The 13,037-nt window shown below is 62.8% G+C and carries 11 protein-coding genes; 9 read left to right on the top strand and 2 right to left on the bottom strand.

Going from position 1 to position 13,037, the window contains the following annotated elements; genetic code table 11:
- Positions 1 to 63: 63 nt before the first annotated feature.
- A complete protein-coding gene (locus tag AAF563_04880) occupies positions 64 to 1,254 on the bottom strand; it encodes a Xaa-Pro peptidase family protein (protein ID MEM7120589.1) in 1,191 nt (396 codons plus the stop codon).
- Between the two features lie 88 nt (positions 1,255 to 1,342).
- Between AAF563_04880 and AAF563_04885 the strand changes: the two genes are divergently transcribed.
- The 6 genes from AAF563_04885 (at position 1,343) to AAF563_04910 (ending at position 8,906) form a co-directional block, all read left to right on the top strand.
- Positions 1,343 to 2,593: a Xaa-Pro peptidase family protein gene (locus AAF563_04885; GenBank protein MEM7120590.1), complete on the top strand. Its 1,251-nt coding sequence runs from the start codon at positions 1,343 to 1,345 to the stop codon at positions 2,591 to 2,593.
- A gap of 134 nt (positions 2,594 to 2,727) precedes the next feature.
- Positions 2,728 to 3,954, top strand: coding sequence for an aromatic ring-hydroxylating dioxygenase subunit alpha (locus AAF563_04890; GenBank protein ID MEM7120591.1), 1,227 nt, complete (start codon positions 2,728 to 2,730; stop codon positions 3,952 to 3,954).
- 126 nt (positions 3,955 to 4,080) lie between these two features.
- The gene (gene pap / locus AAF563_04895) at positions 4,081 to 5,640 is read left to right on the top strand and encodes a polyphosphate:AMP phosphotransferase (GenBank protein MEM7120592.1); all 1,560 of its coding nucleotides are present in this window, start codon (positions 4,081 to 4,083) and stop codon (positions 5,638 to 5,640) included.
- A 111-nt stretch (positions 5,641 to 5,751) separates the two neighbouring features.
- Positions 5,752 to 6,363: a LysE family translocator gene (locus tag AAF563_04900; protein ID MEM7120593.1), complete on the top strand. Its 612-nt coding sequence runs from the start codon at positions 5,752 to 5,754 to the stop codon at positions 6,361 to 6,363.
- A 96-nt stretch (positions 6,364 to 6,459) separates the two neighbouring features.
- The gene (locus AAF563_04905) at positions 6,460 to 7,722 is read left to right on the top strand and encodes an aromatic ring-hydroxylating dioxygenase subunit alpha (protein MEM7120594.1); all 1,263 of its coding nucleotides are present in this window, start codon (positions 6,460 to 6,462) and stop codon (positions 7,720 to 7,722) included.
- 2 nt (positions 7,723 to 7,724) lie between these two features.
- Positions 7,725 to 8,906, top strand: coding sequence for an aromatic ring-hydroxylating dioxygenase subunit alpha (locus tag AAF563_04910; protein ID MEM7120595.1), 1,182 nt, complete (start codon positions 7,725 to 7,727; stop codon positions 8,904 to 8,906).
- A gap of 6 nt (positions 8,907 to 8,912) precedes the next feature.
- Here the strand turns inward: AAF563_04910 and AAF563_04915 are convergent, their stop codons facing one another.
- On the bottom strand, positions 8,913 to 10,343 hold the full coding sequence (locus tag AAF563_04915; protein ID MEM7120596.1) for an amidase: 1,431 nt from the start codon (positions 10,341 to 10,343) through the stop codon (positions 8,913 to 8,915).
- Positions 10,344 to 10,497: 154 nt separating this feature from the next.
- Here AAF563_04915 and AAF563_04920 point away from each other — a divergent pair, with 154 nt between their 5' ends.
- The 3 genes from AAF563_04920 (at position 10,498) to AAF563_04930 (ending at position 13,024) form a co-directional block, all read left to right on the top strand.
- A complete protein-coding gene (locus AAF563_04920; GenBank protein MEM7120597.1) occupies positions 10,498 to 11,733 on the top strand; it encodes a M24 family metallopeptidase in 1,236 nt (411 codons plus the stop codon).
- 153 nt (positions 11,734 to 11,886) lie between these two features.
- Positions 11,887 to 12,252 (top strand): nuclear transport factor 2 family protein, encoded by a 366-nt coding sequence (locus AAF563_04925; GenBank protein ID MEM7120598.1) that lies wholly within the window; start codon positions 11,887 to 11,889, stop codon positions 12,250 to 12,252.
- Positions 12,253 to 12,316: 64 nt separating this feature from the next.
- Positions 12,317 to 13,024 carry an RraA family protein gene (locus AAF563_04930; protein MEM7120599.1) on the top strand — a complete coding sequence of 236 codons (708 nt, stop codon included), beginning with the start codon at positions 12,317 to 12,319 and terminating at the stop codon, positions 13,022 to 13,024.
- Positions 13,025 to 13,037: the final 13 nt, after the last annotated feature.

The following is a 13,037-nucleotide window of genomic DNA, read 5'->3' on the forward strand; positions in this document are numbered from 1 at the left end:
GTCCATATTCCGTTGTTGTTGCTGTACGGCGTGTTGATTCGGTCAAATCCCTGTCTGCAGGGATCAGCAGACAGCCAGTTCTCGTGGCATATCGGTCAAAATCTCACAACCTCCCTCGGCAACCAACACGGTTTCGCTGAAACCCATGTTGCCCCAGCCGCGGAAGCCGACCATGGGCACCAGATGGAACACCATGCCCGCTTCGAGCGGTCGTTCGTTGCCCTCGGCAATATCCATCACCAGGCCTTCACCCCAACCGGGCGCGAAGGCGACGCCCAACGAATAGCCGGCGCGATGACGGAAACACTCGGCCAATCCCGCTTGCGCGACGACCTCGCGGCCGGCGCGGTCGACGTCCTGGCTGGTGACGCCGGACCGGATCGTGTCGATCATCGCCTCAAGTGCCTCGATCATGACGGCGGCGCGGTTCGCCATCGCATTCGACGGCGGTCCGACGCAGGCCATACGCATCAGCGAACCGGAGTAGCGGCGATAGCAGCCGCCGACCTCGAAATAGACCGGCTCGCCCGCCTTTACCTCGGCGCGCTCCGGCAGCATGTGGGTCACCGCCGCGCGCGGCCCGGCGACCACATAGGGACCGCCGGCGGGCTGTTCGCCGCCCTCGGCCATCATGGCGGCAAAGACCGATCCGGCGATGACGTTCTCCGTCTTGCCCGGCTCGACCGCGGCGATGCCGGCGGCCATGCCGATGGAGGCGATCCGCGCGGCTTCGCGGATCAAGGCGATCTCCGCCGGCGACTTGATGCGCCGCGCGTCTTCTAGGATGGCACCGGACGCGACACCGGCTTGCTCACCAAAGGTATCGCGAAACGCATCCAGGATTTGCGGCGGCAGCCAGAAGCCACGTTCCTCATAACCGAAACGCCGGACGGCGGGGGACGCCCCGCGCGCCGCGCCGATGCTGAGGGCAACCTCGTCGTCGCCCATGAAGACCGTTACGTTGTCTTTGACCCAGCTCAGCGCGCGGACCGCTTCGCCTTCAAGCCGGCTCGTCACGAATACGGGCTCGCCTTCGGCCGGCACGATCAGCAGCTGGTAAACGTAGTAGCCGGTCGTGCGGTAGCCGGTCAGCCAATAGATGTTCTCAGGGCTTGAGACGAGCAGCAGATCAAGGTCGGCGACGCCCATCGTCGCGCGGACCGCGGCCAGGCGCGCCTTGTATTCATCGATGCTGAACGGCAGGCCGAAGGGAAGGTCGCTCGACCAGTCTGATGCCGGTGTGGTGTTTTCCATCGATATTGAGGCTAGCACGGCTCACCGGCCGCAGTGCATGCTGAACCGCCTGTCGATTTGATTCAGCCGACGATTACGTGGGGACACCATGAGCCTGAGCTACCGCGACGACGTCCTGCAGAACTGCACGCCCGATCTGGAAGTGCCGTTCCCACAAGAAGAGTACGACGCGCGCTTGCGGAAGGTGCAGGCTGAGATGGCCGAACGCGGTATCGACGTGCTGTTCGTCTCCGCGCCGGAAGGCATCAACTACCTCTCCGGATACCAGTGCGAGTGGTTCCAGGCGCAGAGCCCCAAGCAGTGGCCAGCGACGGGCGGCATCGCCGTTCATGTCGAACAGCCGACGTTCATGCTGTTCGACACCGAGCGGGAATGGGTGTTGTCGCGCTATTGCTCGTGTTCGAAGGACACCCGCATCTTTCCGCCGGACTCCATGCGCGACGGCCAGGCCTTCATCATTGAGCAGTTGAAGGACGACGGCTGGCTCAAGGACGGCACGACGGTCGGCCTGGAGTTCTGGAGCTACCGCCCGAACCGCGTGCTGTCTCAGCGCTTTGAGCAGAAGTTCGTTGATGCCGGCGCCCGTGTGGTCGACGGCACCGATGTGCTGCGCGAGGTCCGCTGGGTCAAGTCGCCGCTGGAAATGGCGGCGATCGAGGACGCGGCGCGCGTCGCCGATGCCGGGCTCATGGCCGCGAAGAACGCGATCCGGCCGGGTGTCATGGAGCTGGAGGTCTATGGCGAAATGGTTGCCGGACTCGCCAAGGCCGGCGGCGAAAACCCGGCGATCACCCAGCCGGTTCTCTCCGGCAAGAAGGCGAATGCGGCGCACGCCATGTCGTCGCGGCGCAAGATCCAGGAAGGCGAGCTGGTGTTGGTCGACTGTTCGGGCGTGGTCAAGCGCTATCACTGCAACATGGCGCGCACCTATGCCTGCGGCGACCCGGGCCAGGACGTCATGGACTATGCCGCTCGATGCTCGGCGTCGATGAAGGTGCTGGGCGACCTCATCAGGCCCAACCTGCCGGTCAAGGAACTCTATGACACCATGAAAGCCTTCTACGAGGAGCAGGGCGTGTGGCAGGACCGCGGCTTCATCGGCGGTTACGAGATGGGCATCGCCTTCCCACCCGACTGGGTCGGCAACTTCATTTACGACGTCAATTCGACCGAGAACATCGATCGTGTGTTCGAGCCGGGCACGGCGGTGAACTATGAAAACCAGTACTTCATGCCGCGCCAGAAGGGTCTCTATTTCATGATCGAAACGCTGTGTTTCTTAGAGGACGAGGCGCGGCTGATGTCCAAGGTGCCGTACGAGCTGGAGGTCGTTGGATAGGGCGGCGAAGCACGGGACAATCCCATTGAATAAATGGGGTTATGGCTGGCATGAATGAATCTCGCTTGCCGCCGAAGGGCCGAAAGCGCTAGCATTTCTGCCGCTTACAGACATTTCGCGTGGAGGCGACGGCGATGCAAAATGGCGGCGGCGTTGTGTCCTTTGAGGACCTGATCAAACGGCAGAAGCCGGGCTTCACCCTGGAACAGCCGTTCTATTGTGACCCCGATATCTTCAAGCGCGATCTGCAAAAGATCGTCGGCAAGTCGTGGATCTATGTCGACCATGTCTCCGAGATACCGAACAAGGGCGACTTTCTGCTCTACAACATCGGCGAGGAGTCGATCATCGTCGTGCGTGGCAAGGAGGGTGCGGTCAACGCGTTCTTCAATGTCTGCCGTCATCGCGGCAGCCATATCTGTCTGAAGGAGTCAGGCAGCGTCCGCACGCTGACCTGCCCCTATCACGCCTGGGTCTATGATCTCGACGGCAATCTGATCGGCGCGCGCGGCATGCCCGGGGATTTCGACAAGGCAAAGTTCCCGCTGCACAAGTGTCAAGTGCGCGTCTGGCACGGCCTGATCTTCATCAACATGGCCGCGGAGGGCGATCCCGACGTCGCGCCGTTTGATGCCATGGCCGACGATCTCGAACGGTTCGTCGCGCTTCACCGGCTGGAAGACACCAAGATCGTCCATCGCGAGGTTTATCCGACAGCGGCGAACTGGAAGCTGGTCGTCGACAATTTCAGGGAGTGTTACCACTGCATTCCCGCCCATCCTGAATACACCATGGTCAACGCCTATGTGCGCGGTACCGACAAGGGCTGGGAGAACTATCAGCCGGTGGTCAAGGAATGGGAGAAGGAAACGGTCAAGCTGGGCCACCCGGTCGGCTGGGACGAGACCAGCGGGAGCGACAGCCGCCAGCCCTATGGCTACTGGCGCCAGCCGATCCGCGAGGGTTACGTCACGCTGTCCGAGGACGGCCAGCCGGTCGCGCCGTTGCTCGGCGACCTCAACGATTGGGACGGCGGCGAAACGGCCTTTACCTTCGGCGCACTCTCCTATGCTTATCTGTGCGCCGATCACCTGTGCATGTTCCGTTTCACGCCGGTCACCGCAACCCACTCCGATGTCGTCGTGACGTGGCATGTCCGCGCCGATGCGGAAGAAGGCAAGGACTATGACCTCGCGCGCCTCAAATGGATGTGGGATGTCACGACGATCGAGGACACCAAGATCATCATCGACAACCAGAAAGGCGTTAACTCGACCCGCTACTTGCCTGGGCCTTACGCGCCGCAGGAAAGCTATTCCAGCAGTTTCGCCAGCTGGTATCTGGAGCGTTTGGCGTCCTGAGACGTTTCCGGACACTTTGCGCTAGATCAATTGTCCGGATCCGTCTTTCTGTAACATGGCAGCTCAACGATACGTGGGCGTCCGGGTCGCATGCGTGGCCGGGACGCCAGCGCATGGGGTAACGTCATGTTTGATACCGCCGAGCTTGGCCGCGCTATACCGCGCAAGGAATTCAGGAAAATCGAGACTGTTCTGCGCCAGGAACTGCTCCAGCTGCAGAACGAGCTGCACAAGGGTGGTGACTTCCAGGTCATCCTGATCTTCGCCGGTGTCGACGGCGGCGGAAAAGGCGAAACTGTCAGTCTGCTCAACGAGTGGATGGATCCGCGCTGGCTGATCACCCGGGCTTACGACGAGGCGACCGATGGCGAACGCGAGCGCCCGGAGTTCTGGCGCTACTGGCGTGACCTTCCGCCGCGCGGGCGCATCGGCATGTTCCTGAGCGCCTGGTACTCCAGACCGGTCGTCGAGCATGCCCAGGGCACCATGGACGAAGCGACGTTCTTGAAGCAGCTCAGCCGCGTCGTGCGCTTTGAGCGGGCCTTGGCGCGCGACGGCGCGATGATTCAGAAATTCTGGATGCATCTGAGCCACAGCGCCCAGGAAGAACGCTTGAAGAGTCTGGAACGTGATCCGTTGACCAAGGCCAGGGTGACCGAGCGCGATTGGGACAACTGGAAAATCTACGACCGTTTCATCAGCACCGCAGAACAGGTCATCACCCGAAGCAACCGGGGCATCGCGCCTTGGACCGTCGTCGAAGGTGTCGATCCCAATTATCGCGCCGTGACTGTCGCGACGATCCTGCGCGATGAACTCGACAAGAAACTTCAGGAACATCGCGCGCGGCTCAACCAGGCCGACGCGTTGGCGAAAGCCAACAAGAAAGACAAGAAAGACAAACAGTCCAAGCGCGCCGCAGCGGCTAAACGGTCGAACGACGCCGCGTTCAATGCCGCGACGTCGATCACGGTGTTGAGCCGGCTCGACATGGCAAAGCAGGCGGACAAGGAAGGCTATGACGACCAATTGATCGAGCAGCAGGCGCGGCTCCATCGCCTGCATCTGAAAGCGAAGGCAAAAAAGGTCTCCAGTCTCCTGGTGTTCGAAGGGCCCGACGCGGCGGGCAAGGGCGGTGCCATTCGCCGCATCAACGAAGGCCTCGACGCGCGCAATCTGCAGGTCCACGGCATCGCCGCGCCGACCGACGAGGAAAAGGCTCAGCATTACCTCTGGCGGTTCTGGCGCCATCTGCCACGCGCCGGCCGCGTCACGGTTTTCGATCGCTCGTGGTACGGCCGTGTTCTTGTGGAGCGGATCAACGGCTTTGCGACCGAGGACGAATGGCGTCGTTCCTATGCGGAGATCAACGATTTCGAGGAGCAGTTGATCGAGCACGGAATCGTGCTGATCAAATACTGGATCCACATCTCGAAGGACGAACAGCTGGCACGTTTCAAGGCGCGCGAGAAGACGCCGCACAAGCGCTGGAAGCTGACGGACGAGGACTGGCGAAACCGCAGCCAGTGGGAGGCCTATGAGCAGGCAGTGAACGACATGGTGCAGTACACCAGCACCTCGCTGGCGCCGTGGACGCTGGTCGAGGGCAACGACAAACGCTATTCGCGGCTCAAGGTCGTGCAAACCTTCGCCGACCGGCTATCGGCCGCCGTGGATGTAGCCTGATTGGCACCCCTGGCTTCGATTGCGCCGCCGCACGAGACTCTTCTTGCACGGCTGAAACGTTGCACTACGTTCGCGTTGACGAGCGGTCAGATGCACAGACGGAGCGTTATCATGAGTTGGGAGTTCCTCGTGACGGCCTTGGTGATCGTGATCGCGCCTGGAACCGGCGTGATCTACACGCTTGCCAACGGCATCGGCCTTGGCAAGCGGGCCAGCGTCTACGCCGCGTTCGGCTGCACCCTGGGCATCGTGCCCCACATCGTCGCGACAATCCTGGGCCTGGCGGCGATCGTTCACACCAGTGCGCTGGCGTTCGACATCGTTCGCTACGCCGGCGTCGCCTACCTTCTCTATCTCGCGTGGAGTGCGTGGCGCGAAGGCGGCGCGCTTACCGTGGGCGAGGCGGGCCAACAGCGGCGCATGGGTCAGATCGTGCGTCGCGGGGTCGCCATCAACTTGCTGAACCCCAAGCTGTCGATCTTCTTCGTGGCGTTCCTGCCGCAGTTCATCGATCCGCTCGCCGCCCATCCGACCCTGCACATGGTGATGTTGGCCCTGGTCTTCATGGCGATGACGCTTGTCGTCTTTGTCGCCTATGGCCTGCTTGCTGCCTACGCGCGCGATTACATCGTCGAACGACCGACCGTCATGCTGGTCATCCGGCGGGGCTTCGCGGCCGCGTTCGCCGGTTTGGGGCTGCGTCTGGCGCTCGCCGAGCGCTAACCCAGGGTTGCCGAGCCCAAGCACCTGTCATTCTGGTTGACGTCTGCCCCTTCGCGGCGGGAAAGTTGCGCGTGAAATGGCTTGTGGAGGTCCGTGATGTCGATCGAACCTGCGCTGTCGCTGGAAGACTTGGTCGCCCGTCAGACACCGGGCATGTCGCTGGAACAGCCGTTCTATACGGATCCATCAATATTCGAGCGCGATCTCGAATACATCGTCGCCAAGCAGTGGCTCTTTGTCGACCATGTGTCGGCCATTCCGAACCCGGGCGATGTCATCACCTACGAGATTGCCGGTGAATCCATCATCCTGGTGCGCGGCAAGGACGACGAGGTCCGTGCCTTCTTCAACGTCTGCCGTCATCGCGGCAGCCGAATTTGCCTCAAAGAGAAGGACAATGTCCGCACGCTGATCTGCCCCTATCACGCCTGGGTCTACGACCTGGAAGGTCAGCTGATCCGCGCGGCATTGATGCCGGAAGACTTCAAGCCGGAAGACTGGCCCTGGTTCGCCTGCCAGGTTCGTGTCTGGCAGGGCTTGATGTTCATCAACCTGGCCAAGGAAGACGATCCCGACGTCATCGACTTCGACGAGATCAAAGGGTCATTCGCGCCCTTTATCGAGCCCTACCGGCTCGACTCATCGAAGATCATTGCCATCAAGGACTATCCGACAGACGGTAATTGGAAGCTCGCCGTCGAGAACTTCCGCGAGTGTTATCACTGCGCGCCGGCCCATCCTGAGTACACGATGGTCAACGCCTATGTGAACGACGGCAACCGCGACCGGCCGGCGCGCGACAAAGTGGTCGACGCATGGGCCGACGAATGGGAAGCCAAGGGCCATGTCACCCGCGGCTTGCGACCCTGGGGCGAAGGCCAGAACGACAAGCAGCCGATCGGTGCGTTCCGCCAGCCGATCCGCGACGGTTCGGTGACGCTGTCGGAGGACGGCCAGCCCGTGGCGCCCCTGATGGGTGACCTCAAGCAATGGGACGGCGGCGAGACCCTGCTGATATTCGGTCCGCTGTTTTACGTCTACCTCGCCAACGACCACGCCACCTTGTTCCGCTTCACGCCGGTGAATGCGACCCACACGGAGGTCATCGTGACCTGGTTGGTGCGCGGCGATGCAGAGGAAGGCCGCGACTATGACGTTGATAAGGTCGTTTGGATGTGGGACGTGACGACGGTCGAGGACACCAAGATCATCGGTGACAACCAGCTCGGTGTGAACTCCCGGCGCTATGCGCCAGGCGTCTATTCCGCGCGCGAGCGCGGCACGATCGGTTTTGTCGCTTGGTATCTGGGCCGCATGGGCGGCGAGCCCGTCGCCGATGACGCGGCAACCTGCGTCTAGTCATGGCTAAATCGCTTGACGATCTCCTGGATGATCTCGGCGCCTACCTGACGACGCCGGACAATGCCTGCTGGTCGCTGCCGCGCGAGGCCTATCTTGATGCCGACCTTCACGCGTTGGAAGTCCGCGAAATCTTCGAGAAGTCGTGGCTGTGCGTGGGTCGGGACGAATATGTGGCGGAGACCGGCGACTACTACACCATCGACGTCATGGGCGAGCCGGTCATCATCGTGCGCGGCACCGACGGAAAGGTGCGGGCGCTGAACAGTGTGTGCCGTCACCGCTACATGCCGGTGGTGCAGGACCAGGGCAATACCAAGCGCTTCGTCTGTCCCTATCACGCCTGGGTCTACGGCACCGACGGCCGGCTGGTTGCCGCACCGCACATGGAAGGCTCGACCGCGTTCGACAAGAAGGCGTGCAGCCTGCCGGAATACCGGCTCGAAAACTGGATGGGTTTCCTGTTCGTCAACCTGGACGATGATGCCGAACCGCTGCAGCCGGTGATGGCGTCGATGGAGGAGGCCTCGGTCAACTACCGCATCGGTGACCAGACGGAGATCTTCCACTACGAGACCACGTGGAACGGCAACTGGAAGCTCAGTGCCGAGAACTCCATGGAGTACTACCATCACATCGGTCTGCATGCCGACACAGTGGGCGAGCAAATGCCGGCCAAAGGCACCTACATTCCCGAGGCGCCGGCGACTGACACGACCTTCACCCACGAACGCTGCCGCATGGGCGACGAGTTCCTGAGTGGCAAGGCGCACGCCATGAACCCGGTCGGCGACCTTTCCGGCATGACCCAGGAGGAACTGGAGACCGGTTACATGGTCTATGTCTTCCCGGCGTTCACCATGGCGATGCGTCCGGGCACCAACAACTGGCTGTCGTTCCGTCCGGACGGCGTCGAGAAGACCAAGGTGCTGGGCGGTTATCTCGTCTGGAACGAGATCCTCGCCGACAACCCGAAGATTGCCGACCAGCGCCGCGACCTCATCGCCAAGGTCAACGAGGAAGACGCGCTGGCAACGACGGAGCTTGCCAAGGTCATGCGTTCGCGTAAGGCAGCACGCGGCCCGCTCTCCCACTTCGAGGGCACGGTCGCGCAGTTCTCGAAGTACCTGGCGCGCACGCTCGCCGCCGACCGCAAACCCTCGCGGGCGACTGCGGCGGAATAGAAGCCTCTACCAGGCCGGATCGATCGGCGTCGCCACGCCGCAGGCGTCTTCCACCGCCTGGGCCGCATCGAGCGCCAGGTCTTCGCGGAAACGCTGGGCGATAATCTGAACACCCATGGGCACGCCGTCGACCGGCCCGGTCGGCACGGCGACCGAGGGCAGGCCGGTCAGGTTCATGCCATAAGTCAGACGGTTGGCGCGCCAGATCTCGGCTGTGCGCGCGGCCGACGTCTCGTCATCGCCGATCTTGAACGGCGGTTCGCATGAGACCGGACCGACAAACAGATCGTGATCATCCAGGAACATCGTCCAGTCGCGCACCACGCTTGTGCGTCCGGCAAGCGCACGCAGGTAACCCTCCAAGCTTTGATCCGGCGCGTCGTTGCCGAAGTACAGGGGCTGGCTTTCGAGGTAGAGGTCGTAGACCAGGTTGATTTTGTCGCTGCCGTAGTTACGGATCGCTGGCTCCATCAAGATGCCGGACTCCGTCATCAGAAGCTGCATCCAAAGGCGGGCCGCGATCATGATGTCCGGCCCGTCGATCTCCTTGACGTCGTAGCCTGCGTTGGCGAGCGCATCGCCCGCCTTGCGCACGGCGTCGGCAACATTCTTGTCGACGCCAACGCCGCCGGGGTCGGGATAGATCGCGGCGCGCCGCGGCGAATGGGGTTCTGCGTCGTCGAGCGGGGCCGGCGTCCACCAGGGATCGCGCGGATCGCGCGCCGCCATGGCGGCCAGCGCCAGGCGTGTGTCGGCGACGTTGCGGCAATGCGGTCCCTGGACGCTCATGAGCTGGATGGTCGGCGGCCGTTCCTCGACCTGGGTCGGGTTATAGGCGGGCACGCGGCCCATGGAGGGGCGGATGCCGACAATGCCGCAAGCGTAGGCCGGATAGCGCACGGAGCCGCCGAGATCATTGCCGTGACCGATCGATCCCATGCCCGACGCGACGGCCGCGCTGGCGCCGCCGGACGAACCGCCGGGCGTCAAGTCCTTGGCCCAGGGATTGTGGGTCAGGCCGCGCAGGGTGTTGTCGGTGAAATAGCGCAGCGAGAACTCTGGCGTGTTGGTGCGGCCCATGGGGATGGCGCCGGCTTTGCGCAGATTGGCCACGACCGGCGAGTCATCGTCGGCCACCATCTCGACAAAGGCCTCGACGCCGTTGGTTGTGGCGTAGCCCTTCTGGTCGACGTTCTCCTTGATCGTGACGGGCACACCGTGCAGCGGGCCGAGCGGCTCGCCAGCGGCGACCGCTGCATCGGCGGCGTGGGCACCGGCGCGGGCCTCCGCATCCATCCTGACCGTGATGGCGTTGAGCTTGCCGTTCACCTGATCGACCCGGGCGAGGTGGCTCTCCATGACCTCTTCGGCCGACACTTCCTTCGCGGCAATTGCCGTCGCCAGTTCGCTCGCCGTCTTGCGCCACCACTCGGTCATAACCGTCATCCCCGTCGCTGTTGTGGGCCAAGACCACAGGTGATGCCGGCGCGCCTGTCAAGGCAACGGCGTCGGAGCCCTGATTCCCCTTGCTGACCTTCTCAGGCCGTGGTCGGTTTGGACATTCTGTCATTATAACGAACAAGAGGTCGCCATGGTCCAGCCCCGCGTCTCCGGCAGTTTCGACCGCACCTCGGCCGAACCGGTCGAGCTTGCTTTCCCGCGCAGCGAATACGAGGCGCGCTGGACAAAGGCAAAGGCGATGATGGCGGCGGACGGGATCGACATCCTCTATGCGACCTCGCCGGCGCACATGTGTTGGCTGCACGGCTATTTCGCGGCGTGGTACCGCACCCACGCGCCGTCGAACTGGGGTGCTTGCCTGGGCACGGCGCTGGCGCGCGCGTGGGATGAGCCCATCCACTTCGATGCCATCGGCGAGGACCCATTGCTCTACAAGACCTCCGTCGTCCAGGACATGCGCTTTTTCGACGACCGCAGTCCGGAGGGCCAGCCGCCGTTCATCGTGCGCGAGCTTCAGGCAAGCGGCCTGATCAAGCCGGGCACGCGGGTCGGGCTGGAGATGCGCAGCTACCAGCCCAATCGGCTGGTCAGCGAATCGATCGAGGCGGCGTTCCGCGACGCTGGCTGTGAGGTCGTCGACGCCAGCATGATCCTGCGCCACGCGCGCCGCGTGAAATCGCCAGCGGAAGTCGCCCACGTCGAAAAGGCGATGGACATCTGCGCGCTAGGCCACGAGGCGGCATGGCGCACCATCAAGCCGGGCGTTACGGAACTGGATGTCGAGGCCGAAATGGCGCACGCCATGCACCACGCTGGCGGCGAACTCTCGGCGATTCCGATCATGATCCAATCCGGCAACACAATCGGCGGCCACCAGATGCCGCGCCGCCGGGTCATGCAGGCAAACGAGCACGTCAAGATCGATGCCTGCGGCGTCTATTTCCGCTATCACGGCAATCTTCTGCGCGGCTACTGGGTGGGTGAGCCGCCGGCCGATGTACGCGACTGGTACAAGAAGTCGGCGGGTTCGTGGGACGTGTTTTCGAAGGAGGCGCGCGCCGGGCGCCCGGTGCGCGAGGTCAATGCGGAGCTGCGCCGCTACTATAAGGATGTCGGCATGGCCGGCACGCCCGGCTGGTGCATCGGCTACGAGCTTGGCATCGCCCTGCCGCCGGACTGGGTTGACGAGTTCAACTTCTCCTATGACGAGGACCCACCTGACGACGTTGTGTGGGAGGAAGGTTTCGTCGGCAATTTCGAGACGCTCTGGAACACCGGCCTGATCGACACCTTCGTCATCGAACAGACCGGCGCGCGCAATCTGGGCGGCAAGGTTCCGTTCGATATCCTGCCATGCGCGAACTGACGATATGGCAAACGCCGCGCGGCCGACTACGTGGTTCGCTTGTTGTCGGGCGAACCCAGCCGTGATTTCATGCGCGCGGCCTTGTGGCCGCATGTCACTTTTCCCATGCAGAGGAGGCGTTGGGTGCCGCTATCGTTAGGGGACGTTCGAGAGATGGCCACGGCCTATGCGGCCGCATGGTCATCGCACAAGCCGGAGTCCGTTGCCGCGTTCTATGAAGAGGACGGACGGATCACAATCAACAAAGGCGATCCGGTCATCGGACGCGCGGCATTCGCCGAAACCGCCGCCGGTTTCTATCAGGACTTTCCCGATCTCATCGTCCGCATGGACGAGGTGCGTTTGTCGGGCAACCACGCGTTGTTTGCCTGGACATTGGAGGGCCATCACAGCCAGACCGCCAACCACGTGAAGGTCAGCGGATGGGAAGAGTGGACGTTGAGCGATGCACCGCGCGTCATCGAATCGTTCGGTTGGTTCGATGCCGAGGACTATCAACGGCAGATCGACGGCGCCTAGGTTCGGTTCACATACCCCGGCCAATGCCCAAAACACAAACGTCCGTTCGAATTGGAGAGGTTCGATGACCAAACGCCTGAATGCCAAGGAACTTGCCGCGCTCACCGAGATCGATACGCCGACCATCTGCAACACGCTGGACATCCTGGCGCCGGACTATCAGTCGAAGGGTTTCATCGTCGAACCGTTCTTCTGTCTGCGGCCCGAGATGAAACCGATTGTCGGTTATGCCAAGACGGCGACATGCCGGGCGATAGAGCCGTCATCGCAGACACCGAGGCAGGCGGTCGACAAGCGCCACGGCTATTGGGCCTATCTGGACAAGGCGCCGAAACCGGCGATCAGCGTGGTGCAGGATCTGGACGGTGCGCAAGCCGGCTTCGGCGCGTTCTGGGGTGAGGTCAATTCCACGATCCACCAGGCGTTCGGCTGTCTGGGCACGGTGACCAACGGCAGCATCCGCGACCTCGACGCTTTCGCTGACGGCTTCCAAGCGATCGCCGGTCTGGTCGGCCCGTCCCATGCCCACGTACACCTGGTCGACTATGCGGTCGATGTGAACGTCCTGGGCATGGTGGTGCGCGACGGTGATCTCGTGCACGCCGATTGCCACGGCGCAGTCGTCATCCCCGACAACGTTGCCCGCGATGTCGTCAAGACCGCCGACCTGCAGGCACGGCGCGAGGCGGTCATCCTCGACGCGTGCCGCAAGCCAGGCTTCACGCTGGACAGACTGAAGAAGGCCTACAAAGACGCCGCCAAAGTCACCTAGAGAGACGTATTGG

Source organism: Pseudomonadota bacterium, assembly GCA_039028155.1.
In the GTDB taxonomy this organism is placed as follows: domain Bacteria; phylum Pseudomonadota; class Alphaproteobacteria; order SP197; family SP197; genus JANQGO01.

Bases quoted from the DNA above. Each gene is read 5' to 3' on its own strand.
- AAF563_04880 (MEM7120589.1), bottom strand. From the start codon at position 1,254: ATGGAAAACACCACACCGGCATCAGACTGGTCGAGCGACCTTCCCTTC.
- AAF563_04920 (MEM7120597.1), top strand. From the start codon at position 10,498: ATGGTCCAGCCCCGCGTCTCCGGCAGTTTCGACCGCACCTCGGCCGAA.
- AAF563_04890 (MEM7120591.1), top strand. From the start codon at position 2,728: ATGCAAAATGGCGGCGGCGTTGTGTCCTTTGAGGACCTGATCAAACGG.
- AAF563_04925 (MEM7120598.1), top strand. From the start codon at position 11,887: ATGGCCACGGCCTATGCGGCCGCATGGTCATCGCACAAGCCGGAGTCC.
- AAF563_04930 (MEM7120599.1), top strand. From the start codon at position 12,317: ATGACCAAACGCCTGAATGCCAAGGAACTTGCCGCGCTCACCGAGATC.
- AAF563_04900 (MEM7120593.1), top strand. From the start codon at position 5,752: ATGAGTTGGGAGTTCCTCGTGACGGCCTTGGTGATCGTGATCGCGCCT.
- AAF563_04905 (MEM7120594.1), top strand. From the start codon at position 6,460: ATGTCGATCGAACCTGCGCTGTCGCTGGAAGACTTGGTCGCCCGTCAG.
- AAF563_04915 (MEM7120596.1), bottom strand. From the start codon at position 10,343: ATGACCGAGTGGTGGCGCAAGACGGCGAGCGAACTGGCGACGGCAATT.
- pap (MEM7120592.1), top strand. From the start codon at position 4,081: ATGTTTGATACCGCCGAGCTTGGCCGCGCTATACCGCGCAAGGAATTC.
- AAF563_04910 (MEM7120595.1), top strand. From the start codon at position 7,725: ATGGCTAAATCGCTTGACGATCTCCTGGATGATCTCGGCGCCTACCTG.
- AAF563_04885 (MEM7120590.1), top strand. From the start codon at position 1,343: ATGAGCCTGAGCTACCGCGACGACGTCCTGCAGAACTGCACGCCCGAT.